The sequence below is a fragment of the Arthrobacter sp. NicSoilB8 genome, from assembly GCF_019977355.1.
In the GTDB taxonomy this organism is placed as follows: Bacteria; Actinomycetota; Actinomycetes; order Actinomycetales; family Micrococcaceae; genus Arthrobacter.
On record NZ_AP024655.1, the window covers coordinates 2,749,543 to 2,770,225 of the forward strand.

Annotated in this window: 19 protein-coding genes; 7 read left to right on the forward strand and 12 right to left on the reverse strand. The window is 67.6% G+C overall.

The window, feature by feature from the left end; translation table 11 throughout:
• Positions 1 to 181 precede the first annotated feature (181 nt).
• The 3 genes from LDO15_RS12375 (at position 182) to LDO15_RS12385 (ending at position 3,647) form a co-directional block, all read left to right on the forward strand.
• Positions 182 to 988: a peptidylprolyl isomerase gene (locus LDO15_RS12375; protein WP_223979167.1), complete on the forward strand. Its 807-nt coding sequence runs from the start codon at positions 182 to 184 to the stop codon at positions 986 to 988.
• A gap of 403 nt (positions 989 to 1,391) precedes the next feature.
• Entirely contained in the window at positions 1,392 to 2,873 is a 1,482-nt protein-coding gene (locus LDO15_RS12380; RefSeq protein ID WP_223987318.1) for a DUF349 domain-containing protein, read from the forward strand.
• A 231-nt stretch (positions 2,874 to 3,104) separates the two neighbouring features.
• The gene (locus LDO15_RS12385; RefSeq protein WP_223979168.1) at positions 3,105 to 3,647 is read left to right on the forward strand and encodes a type IV toxin-antitoxin system AbiEi family antitoxin; all 543 of its coding nucleotides are present in this window, start codon (positions 3,105 to 3,107) and stop codon (positions 3,645 to 3,647) included.
• Positions 3,648 to 3,656: 9 nt separating this feature from the next.
• On the opposite strand, the gene LDO15_RS12390 is transcribed toward LDO15_RS12385, so the two are convergent.
• The 9 genes from LDO15_RS12390 to pdxT all read right to left on the reverse strand — a co-directional run bounded on the left by LDO15_RS12390 (position 3,657) and on the right by pdxT (position 13,785).
• Positions 3,657 to 5,975, reverse strand: a complete 2,319-nt coding sequence (locus LDO15_RS12390; protein WP_276572920.1) for a bifunctional (p)ppGpp synthetase/guanosine-3',5'-bis(diphosphate) 3'-pyrophosphohydrolase — start codon at positions 5,973 to 5,975, stop codon at positions 3,657 to 3,659.
• 206 nt (positions 5,976 to 6,181) lie between these two features.
• On the reverse strand, positions 6,182 to 7,198 hold the full coding sequence (gene secF, locus LDO15_RS12395) for a protein translocase subunit SecF (protein ID WP_223979169.1): 1,017 nt from the start codon (positions 7,196 to 7,198) through the stop codon (positions 6,182 to 6,184).
• Complete coding sequence (gene secD / locus LDO15_RS12400) at positions 7,199 to 8,974, reverse strand: protein translocase subunit SecD (RefSeq protein ID WP_223979170.1); 1,776 nt, start codon at positions 8,972 to 8,974, stop codon at positions 7,199 to 7,201. It abuts the gene before it with no gap.
• Positions 8,975 to 9,079: 105 nt separating this feature from the next.
• Entirely contained in the window at positions 9,080 to 9,502 is a 423-nt protein-coding gene (gene yajC, locus LDO15_RS12405; RefSeq protein WP_223987322.1) for a preprotein translocase subunit YajC, read from the reverse strand.
• Positions 9,503 to 9,763: 261 nt separating this feature from the next.
• Positions 9,764 to 10,900, reverse strand: a complete 1,137-nt coding sequence (ruvB, locus tag LDO15_RS12410) for a Holliday junction branch migration DNA helicase RuvB (RefSeq protein WP_223979171.1) — start codon at positions 10,898 to 10,900, stop codon at positions 9,764 to 9,766.
• Positions 10,893 to 11,546: a Holliday junction branch migration protein RuvA gene (gene ruvA, locus LDO15_RS12415; RefSeq protein ID WP_223979173.1), complete on the reverse strand. Its 654-nt coding sequence runs from the start codon at positions 11,544 to 11,546 to the stop codon at positions 10,893 to 10,895. The genes ruvB and ruvA overlap by 8 nt, the downstream gene beginning before the upstream one ends.
• Positions 11,547 to 11,688: 142 nt before the next feature.
• The gene (gene ruvC / locus LDO15_RS12420; RefSeq protein ID WP_223979174.1) at positions 11,689 to 12,267 is read right to left on the reverse strand and encodes a crossover junction endodeoxyribonuclease RuvC; all 579 of its coding nucleotides are present in this window, start codon (positions 12,265 to 12,267) and stop codon (positions 11,689 to 11,691) included.
• Positions 12,268 to 12,315: 48 nt separating this feature from the next.
• Positions 12,316 to 13,071, reverse strand: a complete 756-nt coding sequence (locus tag LDO15_RS12425) for a YebC/PmpR family DNA-binding transcriptional regulator (protein WP_018773179.1) — start codon at positions 13,069 to 13,071, stop codon at positions 12,316 to 12,318.
• 3 nt (positions 13,072 to 13,074) lie between these two features.
• The gene (gene pdxT, locus LDO15_RS12430) at positions 13,075 to 13,785 is read right to left on the reverse strand and encodes a pyridoxal 5'-phosphate synthase glutaminase subunit PdxT (RefSeq protein WP_223979175.1); all 711 of its coding nucleotides are present in this window, start codon (positions 13,783 to 13,785) and stop codon (positions 13,075 to 13,077) included.
• A 79-nt stretch (positions 13,786 to 13,864) separates the two neighbouring features.
• Between pdxT and LDO15_RS12435 the strand changes: the two genes are divergently transcribed.
• From LDO15_RS12435 to LDO15_RS12445, 3 genes are read left to right on the forward strand one after another with little or no spacing between them, the layout of a single operon-like run.
• Entirely contained in the window at positions 13,865 to 15,154 is a 1,290-nt protein-coding gene (locus LDO15_RS12435; protein ID WP_223979176.1) for a Mur ligase family protein, read from the forward strand.
• Positions 15,151 to 15,948, forward strand: coding sequence for a glutamine amidotransferase (locus LDO15_RS12440; protein ID WP_223979177.1), 798 nt, complete (start codon positions 15,151 to 15,153; stop codon positions 15,946 to 15,948). Before LDO15_RS12435 ends, LDO15_RS12440 begins: the two co-directional genes overlap by 4 nt.
• A gap of 26 nt (positions 15,949 to 15,974) precedes the next feature.
• On the forward strand, positions 15,975 to 16,442 hold the full coding sequence (locus LDO15_RS12445) for a GNAT family N-acetyltransferase (protein WP_223987325.1): 468 nt from the start codon (positions 15,975 to 15,977) through the stop codon (positions 16,440 to 16,442).
• A gap of 6 nt (positions 16,443 to 16,448) precedes the next feature.
• Here LDO15_RS12445 and LDO15_RS12450 read toward each other — a convergent pair whose 3' ends face one another.
• Genes LDO15_RS12450 through LDO15_RS12460 form a run of 3 tightly spaced genes read right to left on the reverse strand, consistent with a single transcriptional unit; the run spans position 16,449 to position 18,332 of the window.
• Entirely contained in the window at positions 16,449 to 16,607 is a 159-nt protein-coding gene (locus LDO15_RS12450; protein ID WP_223979178.1) for an ATP-binding protein, read from the reverse strand.
• Positions 16,608 to 16,622: 15 nt separating this feature from the next.
• Entirely contained in the window at positions 16,623 to 17,468 is an 846-nt protein-coding gene (locus LDO15_RS12455; RefSeq protein WP_223979179.1) for an alpha/beta fold hydrolase, read from the reverse strand.
• Positions 17,469 to 17,480: 12 nt separating this feature from the next.
• Entirely contained in the window at positions 17,481 to 18,332 is an 852-nt protein-coding gene (locus tag LDO15_RS12460; protein WP_223979181.1) for an alpha/beta fold hydrolase, read from the reverse strand.
• Positions 18,333 to 18,574: 242 nt separating this feature from the next.
• On the opposite strand from LDO15_RS12460, the gene LDO15_RS12465 reads away from it, so the two are divergent.
• Positions 18,575 to 20,587 (forward strand): M3 family metallopeptidase, encoded by a 2,013-nt coding sequence (locus LDO15_RS12465; protein WP_223979182.1) that lies wholly within the window; start codon positions 18,575 to 18,577, stop codon positions 20,585 to 20,587.
• The last annotated feature ends 96 nt before the right edge of the window (positions 20,588 to 20,683 follow it).

Sequence of the window (20,683 nt, forward strand, 5' to 3'; positions counted from 1 at the left end):
TAACGAAGATAGGCGGCAGACCGGCCAGTCGTGCATAAACTGTGTGCGGCAGTCAGTTTATGCGTTCCGCGCCCGCTTGTTCCAACGGGGCCGGCCGGGAGGGACTGCCGGCAGCTTGCTGCTGTTACCGCGACGGCGCCTACGCTCCGTTACGGTCGCGGCCTTACAACCAGGAGGACCTTTGGCGGCCAGTTCACGCAACGCACGCGAGGCGAAGCGGCGCGTCCAGCAGATGGAGGCCAGGCGCGGCCTGCGCCGGGACCAGGACAAGCGCCGCAAACGCGACAACGTCCTGGCCGTCAGCGTCGGCACAGGGGCGATCGCCCTGGCCCTGGTCCTGCAGCTCACCGTCTTTTCGTCCAACCCGACCGAAGAAGAGTTCGCGGCCGCGCAGGAGGGGCTGGCGAGCCCGTCAGCGTCCGCCACACCGTCGGCTGCGGCCACGAATGCCGACAACATCCCCAAGCCGGAAACCGCCGCAGGCAAGACCTTCACCGGTGAGCTCAAGCTGAACCGCGGCACGCTGGGCGTTGAACTGGACGGCACCAAAGCCCCGCAGGCCGCGGCCGTCTTCAAGTCCCTCGCCGACCAGAACTTCTACAACAACGTCAGCTGCCACCGGCTGACCACGGCCGAGAACTTTGGTGTCCTGCAGTGCGGGTCCAAGGCCGGCGACGGCAGCAGCGATCCGGCCTACACCTGGGGTCCCCTGGAAAATACGCCGCCGGACAACAAATACCCGGCCGGAACGATCGCCGTGGCCCGGACCAGCGGCAACGCCAACGGCAACGGCACCCAGTTCTTCATTGTGTACAAGGACACCGTCATCCCGGCGGATGCCGCCGGCGGCTACACGGTGGTGGGCAAGGTGACCTCGGGGCTTGATGTGGTGAGCACGATTGCCGCCGCCGGGCTGAAGCCTGGCGATAACGCCACCGACGGCGCACCGGTGGAACCAGTCACGATAGACTCGTTCACACTGAAGTAACCAGCCGCGGCCCTGAAGGCCGCGGTCCCGGTATTTCCCTCCAAGCGAAAGACTTCTAGCGGTGACAGACAGTCAGAAATCCGACGAAACATTGGCAACAGCAGCTGCCAACGAAACCGAAGCCGAGGCAACCCCAGCCGAGGGTGCAGGTGCTGCCGTAGCTACCGACAGCGCCGCGGCGCCTGCCGCTGCAGGCGAGGATGCCGCCGCGGCGGCGGAGCCCGCTGAGGCCGCGCCCGCCGAGAGTGTGCCCGGCGAGACGCCCGCAGAGTCCGTGGCCGACGCGGCGGCGGAGCCTGCTGAGGCCGCGCCCGCCGAGAGTGTGCCCGGCGAGACGCCCGCAGAGTCCGTGGCCGCCGCGGCGACGGCAGAGCCTGTGGCCGACGCGGCGACGGCAGAGCCTGTGGCCGACGCGGCGACGGCGGAATCCCCGACTGAGCCCGCCGAGCCTGTGGCCGCCGAGACGCCGGCGGAGCCCGCCGCCGACGCCGCGTCCCCTGCTGTCGCGTCGCCGGCTCCCTCGCCCGCACCGCGCCCCGCACCGACCCCGGCAGCGTTCGCTGCCCGGCCCAAGGCAAAGCCGTCGGCGGCGGCACCCGCTCCCGCCCCGGCGGCCGTTTCCTCCGCCGCTTCCCTGGCCGAAGCAGCCCGCTGGGGCCGCGTTGAAGGTGACGGTCATGTGTTCCTGACGGTGGACGGCACGGAATATCCGGTCGGCCAGTACCCGGGCGTCAGCGCCGACGAGGCCCTGGGTTACTTCGCCCGGAAGTTCGAGGACATCGTGGCCCAGATTGTGCTGCTTGAACAGCGCGTCAGCTCCAAGGCGCCCACAACGGACATGCAGAAGACCGTCACGCACCTCCGCGAGCAGCTTGCCGAGCGGAACATGGTGGGCGACATCCGCTCCGCCGAGGCCCGGCTGGATGCCCTGGTGACCCAGATCGGCGAACTCGAGAAGGCCGAGAAGGCTGAACACGAAGCCGTCCGCGCCGCAGAACTTGCCGCACGCGAGGCCATTGTGGCCGAGGCCGAGGAAATCGCAGGCCACGATCCCGCGCAGATCCAGTGGAAGACCTCCAGCGCGCGGATGAATGAACTGTTCGAGAGCTGGAAGACCGCGCAGAAGAGCGGCGTCCGGCTTGGCCGCAGCAACGAAGACGCGCTGTGGAAGCGGTTCCGCGCCGCCCGGACGGTCTTTGACCGGCACCGCCGCGCCTACTTCTCCCAGCTGGACAGCAATAACTCGGCAGCCAAGGCCGCCAAGGAGAAGCTGATCACCGAGGCCGAGGCACTCTCTTCCTCCACCGACTGGGGTTTTGCCGCCGGCGAGTACCGCCGCCTGATGGACGAGTGGAAAGCCTCGCCCCGTGCCAGCCGCAAGGACGACGACGCCCTGTGGGCCCGTTTCCGCGCCGCCCAGGATGTCTTCTTCACCAACCGGCAGGCTGCCAACGACGAGATCGATCAGGAGTACGGTGCAAACCTCGTCGTGAAGGAGGCGCTGCTGGCCGAGGCCAACGAGCTCCTGCCGATCAAGGACCTCACCGCCGCCAAGAAGGCCCTGCAGTCCATCCGCGACCGCTGGGAAGAAGCCGGCAAGGTTCCGCGCGCCGACATGGGCCGCATCGAAGCCGGCCTGCGGAAGGTGGAGGATGCAGTCCGCCAGGCCGAGGACGAAAACTGGAAGCGCTCCAACCCGGAGACCAAGGCGCGCACCAACAGCGCCCTGACCCAGCTCGAAGCTGCCATTGCCGGTCTCAAGGATGATCTGGCCAAGGCGGAAAAGGCCGGCGACGAGCGCAAGATCAAGGCAGCCCAGGAGGCTCTCGAGGCCCGCCAGGCGTGGCTGGAGCAGCTCGAGCGCTCGGCGAGCGAACTCTCCTAAGCACGCGGCACGCCAGGAAGCCAGTCCGGGCCCCGTTTCGGTTTATCCACATGACCGGAACGGGGCCTGTTCCATGTCACCGAAACCGGCAACGATGGCGGGATGGTACTCGTGCCCCGCGCTCCCGCCGCTTTTCCGGGCCAGCGCGGTTTAGGTCAAAGCGATCCGGGGCCGGAGCAGTGCCAGCTTTACTCCCCCGGAGGGCTATTCTCTTGGCCGGAGCTGCAGGCCATGGCCGCCGACGGCGTCCTCACGCAGCTTTGTCAGCACGGCTACCTGCGGCCCGGCACCCCTTCCAGTCCGCAGCTGCGCGCCCGCGCCGCGTCCCTGGCCGTGGCGCCGTCGATCCGGCAGCGGGTGGTGGCGGGACGCATGACCGCGGCCTGGATCTACGGCTGCGCAGCGGAGCCTGACCGGCTTGCGCTGCTCGTGGACGCGAACCGGAGGATTTCAAGCCTGAGGTCGGTGCGCGGCTGCACTTTCCATGAAGTGCGGTTGGGGCCGTTCGACGTCGTCAGTCTGGGAGGGCTGATGGTGTCCAGCCCGCTGCGCACGGCTTTGGACGTTGCCCTGCACGTGGAGGCGGACCGGGCGGTTCCGGCGCTGAGGGCGCTCCTGGCCCGTCCCGAACTGGGTGTGCGGCTCCGGCTGCTCAGGCTTGCCGTCGACGCGAGCCCGCGCCTCCCGCACAGACGCGCAGCGCTGGCCAAGCTGGCCGCCGCCGTGCCGCAGCCCGACGGTTCCGTTCCAGCAGACGAGCCGGGGGCGAACTAGTTCCGGGGGCTAGTTGCGCCGGCGGTTTCCGGTGGTGCGGTACACGTCGAAGACGCCGTCGATCCGCCGGACTGCGCTGAGCACGTGGCTGAGGTACTTGGGATCGCCCATTTCGAACGCAAACTTGGAGATCGCCACCCGGTCGGTGGACGTGTGCACGCTCGCCGCGAGGATGTTGACGTGGTTTTCCGACAGAACCCGGGTGACGTCGGAGAGCAGCGATTTGCGGTCCAGCGCTTCGACCTGGATCTCCACCAGGAACACGCTGGACTGCGTGGGTGCCCAGTCGACCTCCACGATCCTGTCCGGCTGGTCCATCAGGCCGCTGACGTTGGTGCAGTCGGTGCGGTGCACGGAGACGCCGGAGCCGCGCGTGACGAACCCCAGGATCGGGTCCGGCGGCACCGGCGTGCAGCAGCGGGCCAGCTTTACCCAGACGTCGTCCACGCCGCGGACAACAACACCGGAATCGGAGAAGCGGGCCTTGCTGACCTGGGTGGGGATGGAGACCTCGGCGAGCTCATCGTCCGGGTGCTCGTTCCCGCTGAGGCTCTCCACCAGGCGCTCCATGACGGACTGCGCTGAAGTGTGTCCGTCGCCCACGCCGGCGTAGAGGCCGGAGATGTCGGCGTATTTGAAGTCCTCCGCGATCGCGGCCAGGGCGTCGTGGGTCATGAGCCGCTGCAGCGGAAGGTTTTGCTTCCGCATCGCCTTGGTCAGCAGGTCCTTGCCGCGGTCGATCGCTTCCTCGCGGCGTTCCTTGCTGAACCATTGCCGGATCTTGTTCCGGGCCCGGGCGCTCTTGACGAAGTGCTGCCAGTCCTGGCTGGGGCCGGCGCCCTCGGCCTTGGAGGTGAAGATCTCCACCCAGTCGCCGTGGTTCAGTTCGCTGTTGAGCGGAACAAGCTTGCCGTTGACGCGGGCGCCGATGGTCCGGTGGCCCACCTCGGTGTGCACGGCATAGGCGAAGTCCACCGGCGTGGACCCTGCCGGCAGGGCCATGACCTCGCCCTTGGGGGTGAAGACGAACACTTCGCGGGCGTTGATTTCAAAGCGCAGGGAGTCGAGGAACTCGCCGGGGTCCGACGTTTCCTGCTGCCAGTCCACGAGGGAGCGCAGCCAGCCCATGTCGCCGTCGCGGGGGCTGCCGGGGCCGGCGGCCGTCCGGTTCGGCTGGTCCTTGTACTTCCAGTGCGCGGCCACGCCGTATTCGGCCCGCCGGTGCATCTCGTGGGTCCGGATCTGGATTTCCACGGGCTTGCCGCCGGGACCGATCACCGTGGTGTGCAGCGACTGGTACATGTTGAACTTGGGCATCGCGATGTAGTCCTTGAAACGCCCGGGCAGGGGGTTCCAGCGGGAGTGCATCGCGCCGAGGGCCGCGTAACAGTCCCGGACTGAGTCGACCAGGACACGCACGCCCATGAGGTCGTTGATGTCGTCGAAGTCCTTGTCGCGGACGATCATCTTTTGGTAGATCGAGTAGTAGTGCTTGGGCCGGCCGGTGATCGTCGCCTTGATCTTCGCCGCGCGGAGGTCCTCGGTAATCTGGTTGCGGATGACGGCCAGGTTCTTTTCCCGCTCCGGGGTCCGGTCCCCCACCATGCGCACGATTTCCTCGTACACCTTGGGGTAGAGGGCGGCGAAGGAGAGGTCCTCCAGCTCCCACTTGATGGTGTTCATGCCGAGCCGGTGGGCCAGTGGGGCGAAGATTTCCAGGGTTTCGCGGGCCTTGCGGGCCGAGGACTCGGCGGAGACGAAGCGCCACGTGCGGGCGTTGTGGAGCCGGTCGGCGAGTTTGATCATCAGGACGCGGATGTCCTTGGCCATGGCCACGACCATCTTGCGGACGGTCTCGGACTGGGCCGCCTCACCGAAGCTGACCTTGTCCAGCTTGGTGACGCCGTCCACCAGCATGGCCACTTCCGGGCCGAACTCGGCCTTCAGGTCGGCCAGTGTATAGGAGGTGTCTTCGACCGTGTCGTGGAGCAGGGCCGCGGCCAGCGTGGTTCCGCTGAGACCGAGCTCTGCCAGGATGGTCGCCACGGCGACCGGATGCGTGATGTACGGGTCCCCGCTCTTGCGCTTCTGGCCCCGGTGGCAGCGCTCGGCCACCACGAAGGCGCGCTGGATGAGGTCAAAGTCCTCTTTGGGGTTGTTGGCGCGAACGGTGCGCAGCAACGGCTCCAGGATCGGGGAGTACGCGGGGGCTCCGCGGCCCGTCAGCCGGGCCAGTCGCGACCGGGTGCGTTCGCGCCGGCCGGGGAACGTCGGCCGGGCACCGGAATTGTCCACGGGCACGGGAACATCGGGACGTCCGGGAGCCACCAGGCCAGTCTGAGAACCCTGGCCTTGGCCCTTGTCCGCTGGTGCCTCCGGCACCGGCGTCGAACGTTCTTCCAATGGAGCACCTCTCGCGACCGGTTAATTATTCAAGTGTATTCCCGCAGCAGGATACTTCGATAACCCGCCGGGATACGGCGACGGGCCGGAGGCCGCCGCAAACGACGTTCTCCGGCCCGTCTGGTGTCAGCTCAGGCGGTGGCAGGCGCAGCCGGCGAGGCGGTCTTGGCCGCCTCGGCACGCCGCTGCTCCACCCGCTTGGCCTGCTTGACCAGCTCGGGTTCACCCTGCCGCAGCCAGGCGTACAGCGGGGCCGCGATGAAGATCGTCGCGGCGGTGCCGACAAGGATGCCCACGAACAGCGCCAGGGACAGGTCCCGCAGGGTTCCGGCGCCGAGCAGGCCCGCACCGATGAACAGGATCGCGCCGACCGGCAGGATGGCCACCACCATCGTGTTGATGGACCGGACCAGGGTCTGGTTGATGGCGAGGTTGACCTCTTCGGCGAAAGTGCGCCGGGTGGACGCCTGAATGTCCGAGGTGTTCTCGCGGATCTTATCGAACACCACCACGGTGTCGTACAGCGAGTAGCTGAGCACTGTCAGGAAGCCGATGATGGCCGACGGCGTTACTTCGAAATCACTCAGGCCGTAGACGCCGGCGGTAATGAACATCGTGACGATCATGCCGACGAGTGCCGAGAGCGACATTTTCCAGGTCCTGAAGTACAGCGCCATCAGGACGGCGGCCAGCCCGACAAAGATCGCCAGGCCGAGCAGGGCCTGCTTGGTCACATCCGCACCCCAGGTGGGGCCGACGAAGGTGGACGTCACTTCGTTGTCCGTCACGCCGTAGGCCTTGGTGAGGCCTTCCTTGATCTGCAGCGTCTCGTCGTCGGTGAGCTTGTCCGTCTGGATGCGCATGGTGGTGCCGGCGACGTTGGCCACGCGCGGCACGGAACCCGCCACGACATCCTGCACGGCCTTCTCGCCGAGGGCCGCGTCGGTGGTCTTGACGTTGGAGACCGTGAACTCGGAGCCGCCACGGAACTCGATGCCGAGGTTGAAGCCGCCCTTGGCAATCGGGATCAGGATGGAGAGTGCGACGGCGATCCCCGCAACCAGGAACCAGATCTTCTTGTAACCGACAAAGTCGTACGAGCGCTTGCCCGTATACAGCTCATTGCCGAACGTTGAGAAGTTGACCATTTACTTGCCCTCCTTGGACGCGCTCTTGGAGGAACCGGCGAGCTGTGCCTGTTGTGCCTGCTCCTGCTTTTCGGCCAGGCGGCGTTCTGCAATCGTCATCCGGCGCTCGGCCTCTGCCGCGGCGCCGGTGTTTTTGGCGCGGACCACGGCCACCGGCTTGTCCTCGGGCGTACGGATCCGGCCGGCCCCGCGGTACAGCGGGACGGCGCCCAGGCGCTTCGGGTCCAGGCCCGAGAACCTGTGGCCTTCGCCGAAGAACTTGGTCCGGGCCAGCAGTTGCAGGGTCGGGTGGGTGAACATGAAGACGACAATGAGGTCGGCGATCGCGGTGAGGCCGAGGGTGAAGGCGAAGCCGCGGACGTTGCCCACTGCAACGAAGAACAGCACGACGGCGGCGAGGAGGTTCACGGCCTTGGATGCGAGGATGGTGCGCTTGGCGCGCTTCCAGCCGTTCTCCACGGCCGAGACCAGGCCGCGGCCTTCGCGGAGCTCGTCGCGGATGCGTTCGAAGTAGACGATGAACGAGTCGGCCGTTTGTCCGATGGCCACGATCAGGCCGGCGACGCCGGCGAGGGACAGCCGGTAGTTTTCGGTCCAGCCGAGGATGGCGATGGCCAGGAACGTCAGCACACCGGCGATCACGAGGGACGCGACGGTCACGAAGCCGAGGGCCCGGTACTGGAACAGCGAGTACACCACCACCAGCAGCAGGCCGATCAGGCCGGCGAGCATGCCCATGCGGAGCTGCTCCCCGCCGAGTGTCGCCGAGATCTGCTGTTCGCTCTGGATTTCGAAGCTGATCGGCAGGGCGCCGAAACGAAGCTGGTCGGAGAGCGCCTTCGCGGATTCCTCGGTAAACCCGCCGGTGATCTGCGGGCGGCCGTCGGTGATGACGGCGAGGGAGCGCGGGGCGGAGATGACCTGGTCGTCCAGGACAATGGCGAACTGGGCCCGCGGATCCGAGCCGGTCTGGCCGCCGCCGGCGGCGTAGAACTGGTACAGCCGCTCGGTGACTTCCTTGAACTTCGCCGTGCCCGCGTCATCGAACTGGATGTTGACGGCCCATTCATTGGTCACCGCGCCCTGGGCGCCGCGCTGCAGCTGGAACGAGGAGGACTTGATGTTCGAGCCCTTAACTTCCACCGGACCGAGGATGTACTTGATGGCCGGCGAATTTGCCGAGGCCGGCTCACAGGTCACCAGCGGCTTGGTCGGGTCAGACCGCTGCTGCTTGTCCTGGGAGGGGTTGTCGCAGTCGAGTGCTTCGAACTGCTTGTAGATCTCGGGAGTGATCCAGTTCTGGTCGCTGCTGTTGGCGGGTGCGGCTGTCGGCTTGGGCAGCTGCGCCTCAGGGGTCCGGGAAGCCTCGGGGACCGCCGCGCCGGCGCCTGCCTGGAGCACGGGCCGGAAGTTCATGTCGGCGGATGCCTGGATCAGCGCGCGGGTTTCCTTGGCAGGCGTTCCCGGGAGGCTGACCACGACGTTGCGGCCGGACTGCGTGCTGATTTCTGCTTCTGCGACGCCCGAGCCGTCCACGCGCTGACGAATGATCGCCACGGCCTGGTTGAGCTGTTCTTCGGTGATACCCGAATCGCCCTCAACCTTGGGCGCCAGGATCATCTGGGTGCCGCCTTCAAGGTCCAGGGCGAGCTTGGGAGCCCAGCTGGCCTGGCCGGCAAGGGTGCCGCCCGCCAGGACGGCCGTCATGGCGGCGATGAGTACGCCAAGCCAGACCAGCATCCTGATGGCTGAGTTTTTGGGGCCAGTTCGTGCCATTGTCGATCTTTCTATTATTTACGGCGGATCCGCCGGCGCGGGCACGGGGCCCCCGCCGACGGATGCCCGCAACCGTTGCTTCGCGGGATAGCTCAGTTAGGCAGACTAGCTGTCTTTCTTGCCTTCGTCGTTGAGGCGGCGCAGGGTTTCCTCGGGAGTTTCACTGCGCGGCGCCTCGTTGGCGGCGGCCGCACTGTCCGTGGTGTCAGCGTTCACTTTTTCGGTCGTCAGCGAGGACGCATCGTCGGGAACAACGGTGGGCTCCTCGGCTGCGACGACAGGCTCGACGATCTTGGTGACGGCCTGGCGGTGCACGGTGGCGGTGTTGCCCGGGGAGAGTTCCAGGGTGACCTTGTTCTCCGCTTCGTCGATGTTGACGATCCGGCCAAACAGTCCGAAGCTGGTCATGACCTCAACGCCGGGCTCGAACTTGGACTGCAGCTGGGCCTGCTGCTGCTGGGTCTTCTTGTTGCGGCGGAACATCATGAAGACGAAGAGTCCGAGCATGACGAACAGGAGAATCGTCATGATGTCGATGCCGCCGCCGGCCTGCGGCTGGGTCTGGGCAGAAATAAGTCCGAACACAGGGATTGTTCCGTTCTGTACTTGCATAGCTGTTTTTCAGCAACGTCCGTTTGCTCCGGGCGGCGCGGGCAACGGTCTGCACAGCAAGCTGGCAGCGAGACCATCCCCCACCCGCCGGCGGCTTCCTGCTCTCCGCCCACGGAAACAAAACCCGAACGTGCCGAGCGTCATACCAGTCTAAAGGGAAAAGCTGAAGGAACGGTGTTAGCGGCTGTTTCGGATCCGCTCCGGACCGGTTTCTTCACCGAATTCGCCGCCCGTCCCGCTGTCCGGACCGTCGCTCGGGTCATCGGCCAGCTCGTCGGCCTGGAACAGTTCCAGCGGGTCCTGGCCGAAGACGCCGGCGGGAACGGCGAAGCCCAGGTGCGTCCAGGCCGGCGCCAGGGCAATGCGTCCCCGCGGCGTCCGGCCCAGCAGTCCCTCACGCACAAGGTAGGGCTCGGCGACGGTTTCCACGGTTTCGGTCTCTTCGCCGACGGCGATGGCCAGGGTGGACAGGCCCACGGGTCCCCCGCCGAACTTGGTGATGAGGGCCTCGAGAACGGCGCGGTCCAGCCGGTCCAGGCCGCGCTTGTCCACCTCATACATGTCCAGTGCCGCGGACGCCGCCCGGGAATCGATCTGCTCGATGCCGTGCACGAGCGCCCAGTCCCGGACCCGGCGCAGGAGCCGGTTGGCGATGCGCGGCGTGCCGCGGGACCGTCCGGCGATCTCGCTGAACCCTGCCGAGTTGACCTTGAGGTCCAGCAGGCCGGCGGACCGGCGCAGGACGAGTTCGAGCTCCTCGACGGAGTAGAACTCAAGGTGGCCGGTGAACCCGAAGCGGTCACGCAGCGGCCCGGGGAGCAGGCCGGCGCGCGTGGTGGCGCCGACGAGGGTGAAAGGCGGCAGTTCCAGCGGGATGGCGGTGGCGCCGGCGCCCTTGCCGACGACGATGTCGACGCGGAAGTCTTCCATGGCCATGTACAGCATTTCCTCGGCCGGCCGGGACATGCGGTGGATCTCGTCCAGGAACAGGACCTCGCCCTCGGAGAGTGAGGACAAGATGGCGGCGAGGTCGCCGGCGTGCTGGATGGCCGGGCCGCTGCTGATCCGCAAGGGAACATTCATTTCGGCGGCGATGATCATGGACAGCGTGGTCTTGCCGAGGCCGGGCGGGCCGGAGAGCAGCACGTGGTCCGCGCTGCGGCCGCGCATGCGCGAGGCTTCCAGGACGAGGGACAACTGCTTCCGGACCCGGTGCTGGCCCACGAAGTCGTGCAGGTTCTTGGGCCGCAGGGCGGCTTCGATGGCGCGCTCCTCCGGCTCCTCCCCCCCGGTGACGATCGACGGCTCAGCCACGCGCGCCTACCCGGTTTCCCGCGCGGGCGCCGTCCTGCCCCAGCCAGCGCAGCGTCGCGCGGAGGATTTCCGCCACGTTGCCGTTCGCGGCGAGGTCGGGGGAATCGGCGAGGGACTTCTCGATGCTGGCGGTGGCATCCTTTTCGGACCAGCCGAGGCTTGTCATCGCGGCGACCACCTGGGGCTTCCAGACGGATTCCGCGGACGGCAAAGGGGCCGGCGTGCCCGCGGCGCCGCCGGTTCCGTGCGGTACGAGCTTCCCGGCGAGTTCCAGCACGATCCGGCCGGCCACCTTCGGTCCGATTCCGGGGACCTTCGTGAAGGCCTTGCCGTCGCCGGAGTGAGCGGCCACCCGGATGGCCTCCGGTTCGTGGACGGCCAGCACGGCCAGGGCGAGGCGCGGACCGACGCCGCTGACGCTAAGCAGGACATCGAACACCTCCCGTTCGTCATCGCTGGCGAAGCCGAAGAGGGTCAGCGAGTCCTCCCGCACGATGAGGGACGTGAACAGCTTGCCCTCATCCCCGACCCGCAGGCTGCTGAGGGTCTGCGGCGTGGCGTTGACGCTCATGCCGGCGCCGTTGAGGTCGATCACGGCGGAAGACAGGCCAACGTGCGCTACGGTTCCGCGAAGAAAACTGATCAAGGCCGGGCTCCTGGGTCTACAGCAAAAATTGCACAGCGACAAATACAGCGAAAATTACAGCGATAAATACAGATGGCGGGGCCGCCTATCCGAACATATCTACGAATAGCCTACCAAGTCCTGTGGCCGCACAGCCGGACATTCAGCGCGCCCGGCGCGCTTTTGCCTCCGCGTCGGCCCACGCCCGCTGGGCCGGGGTGAGTGCCTGGCTGCCCGGCCCCGTCGTCGCCACCGCGGCCCCGCTCCCGGCCCGCCACGCGTGGGTGATCGCCAGCGCCAGGGCGTCGGCGGCGTCGGCAGGGCGGGGCGGCGCATCCAGCCGGAGGATCTTGGTCACCAGTTTGGTGACGGCGTCCTTGTTGGAGGTGCCGCTTCCCGTGACAGCGGCTTTGACTTCCGACGGCGTGTGCAGGGCCACCGGGATGCCGCGGCGCGCGGCGGCCGCAATGACCACGCCGGACGCCTGGGCCACCCCCATGACGGTGCTGACGTTGAGCTGGGAAAAGACCCGCTCGACGGCGAGGACGTCGGGTTCGTAGAGGTCCAGCCATTCGTCGATGGACGTGGCAATGACGAGCAGCCGCTGGTCCAGGCTCTCCTCCGGTGAGGTGCCCACGACGCCGAAGGCCACCATGGTGGCCCGGCGGTTCTTTTCGACGTCCACGACGCCGATGCCGCAACGGGTGAGGCCCGGGTCAACGCCCAGGACGCGCAGCGTCACGTTTGGGCCGTCAAGACCGGGCCTCGGAACCACCGCGGGGTGGCTTGGTCACTCGGCTTCCAGTGCAGCCTGCACTTCGTCGCTGAGGTCGGCGTTGCTGTAGACGTTCTGGACGTCGTCGAGTTCCTCGAGTGCGTCCACGAGCTTCATGAACTTCTTGGCGGCGTCGAGGTCCAGCGGCACCTGCATCGAGGGCACGAACTCGGCCTCGTCGGTGTCGTATTCGATGCCGGCTTCCTTCAGCGCGTCCCGGATGGCCTGCAGGTCGGTGGGCTCGGAGTGGATTTCGAAGCTGTCGCCGTTGTCCTTGACTTCCTCGGCGCCGGCGTCCAGGACGGCCATCAGCACGTCGTCCTCGCTCAGTCCGTTCTTCGGCAGCGAGACGACGCCCTTGCGGCTGAAGAGGTAGCTGACGGAACCGGGGTCGGCAATCGTGCCGCCGTTGCGGGAGATGGCGAGCCGGACCTCGGAGGCGGCGCGGTTCTTGTTGTCGGTGAGGCACTCGATCAGCAGTGCGGAACCCTGCGGGCCGCGGCATTCGTACATGATCTCGGTGTAGTCGACGACCTCGCCGGTGAGGCCGGCACCGCGCTTGATGGCGCGGTCGATGTTGTCAGCGGGCACCGAGGTCTTCTTGGCCTTGGTGACAGCGAGTTCCAGGCTCGGGTTGCCGGAAAGGTCCGGGCCGCCCATGCGCGCGGCGACTTCGATGTTCTTGATCAGCTTGGCGAAGGACTTGGCCCGCCGGCTATCGAGGATCGCCTTCTTGTGCTTGGTCGTCGCCCATTTGGAGTGGCCTGACATGCTTTACGCTTCTCCTCTGATCATTCGAATAAACAGTTCATGCACGCGTTTCTCCCCTGTCACTTCCGGGTGGAAGGAGGTGGCCAGCAGCTGGCCCGAACGCACAGCAACAATTCTAGCCGTCCCCTGCAGGACGGCGGCATGCGATGCATGCTCCGGGTCCGCGGGTTCCACCTGCGCCAGGACGTCCACACCCGGACCCACACGCTCCACCCATGGGCCGCGGATAAATACCGCATGAACGGGAGCCACGCCGGATCCGGTGTCGCTGAAGCCCAGTCCCTTGAATTCGAGATCGGTCTCGAAGGACTCGCGCTGCCGGCCGAAAGCATTGCGGCGCACGGTAATGTCCAAGCCGCCGAAGGTCTGCTGCGGGTTCCCGGCAAGGTCCGTCGCAGGATCGGCAATCTCGTCCGCGAGCAGGATCATGCCCGCGCAGGAGCCATAAACGGGCAGGCCGTCGGCGATGAGTTTGCGCAACGGATCCGCGAGTTCGAAGGCGCGGGCGAGCTTGTCGATGGTGGTGGATTCACCGCCGGGAATGATCAGGCCGTCGAGTCCGTCGAGTTCGGCCGGGCGGCGGACTCCGATGCCGGTGGCGCCCATGGCCTCCGCTGCACGCAGGTGCTCCCGGAAGTCGCCCTGAAGCGCGAGGACACCTATTCGCAGGCCTGCACCCGCGCGGGAAGGGTCCGTGGAAGGGGGGTTGGTCATTCATTCAGCATAGTGCTCCCCGCTCCGTCCGGTCGCCGCCGGCGGGGTTCCATGCCTCTGCTGGGATATATTACAGAGCATGCTTTACTTCAGCGTTCCGCTCGGCAAGCTCGTCCGCCGGGTCTCCCGGCTCAGGGGCGGAGGCTCGGCCCTTCCCGGGCTTGTGGTCGAAAAAATCGATCCCGGTTTCATGCAACGGACACTGTCCACGCTGCCGCTGGGGGTCGCCGTCGTCAGTGGCACGAACGGGAAGACGACCACCACGAAGATGGTGGTGGAACTGCTGGAGAGCCAGGGGCTGAAGGTCTTCACCAACCGCACCGGCAGCAACTTCACCCGCGGGGTCGCCGCCGCGCTCCTCGGCGAGGTGGACTGGCGGGGCCGGCTGGAGGCCGACGTCGCGGTCCTGGAACTGGATGAGGCGCATGCCGTGCACTTCGTCAACAAGGTCCCGCCGCGCTACAGCCTCCTGCTCAACGTCCTCCGGGACCAGCTGGACCGATTCGGCGAGATCGACAAGACCGCCGAACTCCTCCAGCACATCGCCTCCAAGACCACCGGGACCGTGGTCCTCAACCGGGAAGACCCCCGCGTCGCCCGGATCGCCGCCACCCTGGACGGGCCGGAGGTGCTCTACTTCGGGCTCGACGATTCGCTGCTGAGCACCTTCCCCAACGACGATGACATGCGAGCCGCCCCGGGCAGCCCGGTGCCGGCCGCCCCCGCCCGGCCGGCAGCCGACGTCGTGCTGCGCCGCGTGGGCGCCGATGACGCCGATTTCGAGTACGACGGCGTCACGGTCACCACGGCGATGAAGCTGCGCGGCGTCTACAACATCTTCAACGCCGCCGCGGCGCTGACCCTGGCACGGGCGATCTCGGGGGCCCGCGGCACGGGCACCGACCAGGCCGGCCTGGTCTCGGCGCTGTCCAAGGTGGCGCCGGCATTCGGCCGCGGCGAAAGCCTGGTGGTCGACGGCCTGCCGCTGGAACTCGTCCTGGTTAAAAACCCCAGCGGCTTCCGGCTTGGCCTGAAGTCCTTCCCTGCCGCGGGCTACGCGACGATGATCGCCATCAACGACAACTATGCTGACGGCCGGGACATGTCCTGGCTGTGGGACGTCGAATTCGACACCCTGCGCGACGGCGGCGTGGACCAGCTCACGGGCTCCCGCGCTTACGACATGGCGCTGCGGCTGCAGTACGACGACGTCGCCATCGGCGCAGTGGACACGGAGATCGCGCCGGCACTGGCAGCGTTCATCCGCGGCGCCCAAGGCAAGCCGAAAAGGATCTTCTGCACGTACACGGCCATGCTCGCCATCCGCCGCGAGCTGTCCAAAATCACCACAGTAGAGGTGGTCTCATGACCCCCCAGTCCCCGGAATCCGCGCACGGGCCCTCCTTCGGCCACGAGCTCCCGCCCGAAAACCCGGCTGTCCCCAGCAAGGGCACCATCCGGGTCCTGCAGCTCTACCCGCGGGACATGAACATTTACGGCGACTGGGGCAATGCCCTGGTCCTCGCGCAGCGGCTGCGCTGGCACGGCTACACGCCGGAGCTGCTCGAATACAACGTCGGTGATCCGTTCCCGGCGGACGTGGACCTCATTGTGGGCGGCGGCGGACAGGACAGCGGACAGCTCGTCATTCAGGACGACCTCCTCTCGCGCGAGTCCACGCTGAAGGCACTGGCCGAGGACGGCATGCCGATGCTCGTGATCTGCGGGCTCTACCAGCTGTTCGGAAAATTCTTCAAGACCCGGCTCGGCTCGGTCATTCCGGGCATCGGAGTCCTGGACGTGGAGACGCACGGCACCGACGAACGCCTGATCGGCAACGTCACCGTCTCCTCCCCCGAGTTCGGCAGCATCCTGGGCTATGAGAACCACAGCGGCCAGACCACGCTCGGTCCCGGCGTCGCGCCGCTCGGAACCACGGCCAAGGGCACCGGCAACAACAGCACTGACGGCCAGGAAGGCGCCCGCTACCGCAACATCGTGGCGAGCTACCTCCACGGCTCGCTGCTGCCCAAGAACCCTGCCCTGGCGGACTTCCTGATCCGGACCGCCGTCGAACGCAAGTACGGCAGCTTCACCCCGGGCACCCCGGACGACTCCTACGCGGTGCTTGCGCGCGAGCACGCCGCCCGCCGGCCCCGCTGAGTGCCTTGGCTGGCACAACGCGCGGCATGATCCTGGTCGGCCGGGACACCCCGGAGCGGGAGGACGTCCTGCAACTCCTGGCGGGGCACCTCGCCGACATGTACGCGACGTCCCCGCCGGAAAGCGTGCACGCCCTTGATCCTGCCGCGCTGGCCGGACCGGACATCCGCTTCTGGACCGCACGGGAGGACTTCCGGCTCCTGGGCTGCGCGGCGCTGAAACACCTCGGGCCAGGCCTTGGCGAGATCAAGTCAATGCGCACCTCGGAACGGGCGCGCGGGCGCGGCGTCGCCACGGCGCTGCTCAGCCGCCTCCTGACGGAGGCCCGGACCAGCGGGTACCGGCGGCTGTTCCTGGAGACAGGCAGCCAGGAATTCTTCGTTCCCGCCCGCCGGCTGTACGAGCGGCACGGCTTCACGCCTTGCCCGCCGTTCGCCGGCTACGAGCTCGATCCCAACAGTGTCTTCATGGCCCTGGAGCTGGACGCCGGCTAGCTGGCGTCAGGTGCGCAGCATCCACTCATCCAGGCTGAAGCGCACGGCCTGAAGTCCCGCCTGAAGTTCCCGGGCCCGTGTCGTCCCGCCTGCGCCGTTGGGTCCGCAGGGCAGATGGACCGTGGGCGGGCGGTCTTTGGCTGTCGGGTTCGCGTTGCTTTCCACCGGCCCAGTCTGTCGTTAGCAGGACCCGACGAACGCCAGGACGTCTCGGGGCACCCGCCGGCTGAATACGGTCCGGACATGGCCCCACCGCTCGTAGACAATGAGGGTGCAGTCCGGAATCAGCCGCGCGGTCTCCTCCGCGGCGGCCCTCGGGAAGAATGCGTCACGCCCCCCACAGAGCAGCAGGACGGGCCGCCGGATGAGCGGCAGCACGGCCCGCGCGTCGAAGGCCAGTTCGGCCCGCGCCTCGGTGAGGACGTCGGCGGCGGGGCAGCCGGTGCGGCCCAGCACGCGCCTGCCAAGGGCGGGTCCCAGCAGTTCCCGCAGCCAGCGGGTCCGCGGACCCGGAAGAACATACTCTGCCAGAACGGTCCCGGCACCGCCCGGGTCTCCGGAGGCGACGGCGGCCGCCATCCGGTGGTCCACGTCCTTGCCCCAGGCGCTGAGCTCGGCTGCCGTGACGACCATGGCGATGTGCCCGAAGGATTCCGGATGGCGGGCGGCCAGGTACTGCCCGATCATCCCGCCGAATGACTCGGCCACCACCAGATCAACGCGGCCGCCGAACTCCTCGGCGATCAGCCGTGCATAGTCGTCCGCCATGTCCGCGCTCGTGTGCGACTCCGGCATGTTCCGCCGGCGGGTGACAATCCAGATGGCATATCCGGCCGCCAGGTAGGGGTCCAGCTCCCGGCGCAACAGTCCGCGCAGCGCCCCTTGGGGCACGACGCTCCCCGGTCCGCCCTGGACGAAGAGCAGGGACTTAGCGCCCCGGCCCCAGGACACGTATTCCATCCCGTTGCGGAAGACGCCGTTCCGCGGCGCCCGATCCTGCACGGATGTCTCCGCTGTCTCCGCCATGGCTGCGGCGCCCTACGGCGTTGCCGCCGGATGCCGCAGCAGGGCCGCGAATTCGGCCGGCCGCGTGGCCGGCCACCAGTGGCCGCTGTCAACCCTGGTGATTGTCACATCGTCCACCCACGACTCGAGCCCCTCGACCAGGGCCGGTGCGAGGAAGGGATCCTTCAGCGGGACCACGACGTGCACGGGAACGGTCACCCGGCCCGCGGCGGCCGGCTTCCGCCGGCCGCCGAAGTTGCTGCGGTACAGGGCCAGGCCGCGGACAGGATCGCTGCCGACGTCGCGCTTGGCCGTCTTTTCGTAGCGGCGGGTGAGGAACAGGCGCCAGGCGGCTTCGGGCAGGACCGGGACGAGGAACGCCCCGATATACCAACTGCGCAACAGTTGCCCGGCCAGCTCCGGCCAGGCCTGCGGGTGCCGGACGCGCCCTCGGATCCAGCGGGAGAAGTGCCCCAGGTCGGGGCCGGAAATGCTCGTGTACCGGACGATCCGGCCGTGCGCCCTCGGGTCCTGCACGACGGCCCAGCCCTGGATCGACCCCCAGTCGTGTCCCACGAGGTGGACTGCCTGGATGCCGGCCCCCGCCAGCACGGCGAAGGCATCGTCCACCAAGGTCTTCAGCGAATAGTCCCCGCCCGGGGTGTGGACGGCGGAGGCGCCGGCGTTCCGCGTGTCGTAGGCCACCACATGGTGCGTCCGCGCCAGCTCGCGGATGACCGGAAGGAACACCCGGTGGTCGTCCGGGTAGCCATGCACCAGGAGCAGCGTGGGCACGTCAGGGCCCGGTTCCGGGCCAAACTCAAACACGGCCAACTCGGCTCCGGGCACGGCGACCTCCCGGCGGCGTTCGTTCAGCGTCTCCACATGTTCCCCTTTTGTTCCCTTTGGTCCCTGCACGGCAGCGGTTCCCGGGGCATCACCCCACCGGGGCCACCGCCCTGGGACCACCGCCCATGACACGCCACGGCCGCCGCCCTCCGGCGTCGGTCCCCGGCATTTTCCGCCCCGGCGGGTCAGCCCCACAGGGGCCCATCATACGGTGGGCGCAGTGACAACACACTGAGATGGTCATTGAGAACCCGCGTGCTGCATGAAAGAGTCGCTTCATGACCAATCCCCTCCTGAGCCCCAGCACCCTGCCCTACGGCCTGCCGCCATTCGCGGACATCGAAGACGCGCACTACGCCGAGGCCGTCGAGACCGGCCTGGCTGAGCATCTCGCCGAAATCCAGGCCATCGTGTCCGACCCGGCGGCCCCGACGTTCGAGAACACCGCCCTGGCCATGGAACGCTCCGGGCGGCTCCTGGAACGCGCAGCCGCCTCGTTCTTCACGCTGGTTTCAGCACACGCCTCGGATGCCATCCGCGATCTCGAGACCCGCCTGTCCCCGCTCTTCTCCGCCCACCAGGATGCCATCTACCTCAACCGGGGGCTCTACGAACGCTTCGCGGCGCTGGACACCACCGCCCTGGACGCGGAGTCTGTCCGGCTCGTGGAGGAATACCTCAAGGAGTTCCGGGCCTCGGGCATCCAGCTTGACGACGCAGGCCAAGGGCGCCTCAAAGAGATCAACGCCGAACTCGCCCGGCTGGGCACCGAGTTCGGGCAGCGTGTGAAGGAAGGCATGAAGTCTGCAGCCCTGCTGCTGGACGACGCCGCAGACCTCACTGGTCTGCCCGACGACGACATCGCCAGCGCCGCCGAAGCCGCCCGGTCCGCCGGTCACGAGGGCAAGTTCCTGCTGACGCTGATCCAGCCAACCAACCAGCCCGCCATGGCTGCCCTTTCGAACCGGGATGTCCGCCGGCGGCTCTACGAGGCCTCGATCGGCCGCGGCAGCGACGGCGGCAGCTTCGACGTGCTGGACCTGGTCAGGGACATGGTCCGGCTCCGCGCCGAGAAGGCCGCGCTTCTGGGATTCGCAAACTTTGCCGAGCTGACGGTGGACCGGCAGACCGCTCCGGATTTCCAGGCCGTGCAGGACATGATGAGCCGGCTGGCCCCTGCCGCCGTCCGCAATGCCGACGCCGAGGCCGAGGCGCTGGCCGAGGCGGCCGGTCACCCGCTCGAGGCCTGGGACTGGGCGTACTATTCCGCCAAGGTCAGGCGTGAGCGGTACGCGGTGGACGAGCAGGCCCTGCGCCCGTACTTCGAACTGGACCGGGTCCTGAACGACGGCGTGTTCTTCGCTGCCAACGCCTTGTACGGCGTCACCTTCCACGAACGTGCCGACCTCGCCGGCTACCACCCGGACGTCCGGGTCTGGGAGGCCAGGAATTCCGACGGTACGGAGCTGGGCCTGTTCCTGGGCGACTACTACACACGGGACACGAAGCGCGGAGGCGCGTGGATGAACTCCCTCGTGGAGCAGTCCGGACTGTTGAACACGCGGCCGGTGGTGATCAACAACCTCAATATCTCCAAGCCGCCGGCCGGCGAGCCCACCCTGCTGACGCTGGACGAACTCCGCACCACGTTCCACGAGTTCGGCCACGCCCTCCACGGCTTGTTCTCGGCCGTCACTTATCCGCGGTTTTCCGGCACGAACGTGCCGCGCGACTTCGTGGAGTACCCGTCGCAGGTCAACGAAATGTGGATCATGTGGCCCGAGGTCCTCGCCAATTACGCACGGCACCATGCGACCGGCGAGACACTGCCCCAGGAAGCGGTGGACAAGCTCAACGCCGCGCAGCTGTGGGGCGAAGGGTTCGGCACCACGGAATACCTCGGCGCGGCCCTGCTGGACCTGGCGTGGCATGTCCTGGGCGGCTCCGATATCCCGGACGACGTCGTCGAATTCGAGGCGAAGGCGCTGGCCGCGGCCGGGGTGGCTCACAGCCTGATCCCGCCGCGCTACCGGACCGGGTATTTCCAGCACATCTTTGCGGGCGGCTGGTACGCCGCCGGCTACTACTCCTACATCTGGAGCGAAGTCCTGGACGCCGACACCGTGGAATGGTTCAAGGAACACGGCGGCCTCAGCCGAGCCAACGGCGATTTCTTCCGGGCCGAGCTGCTTTCCCGCGGCAACAGCAGGGACCCGCTGGAGTCGTTCCGGGCCTTCCGCGGCCGCGATGCGGAGCTCGGGCCGCTGCTTAAGCGCCGCGGCCTGGACTGACTCCGGTCCACCCCAACTGGCTCGCAGCAGGGGCCGTTTTGACCGCCCAAAACGGCCCCTGCTGCCAGTTAGTTGGGTGGAAACGACGACGGCGGC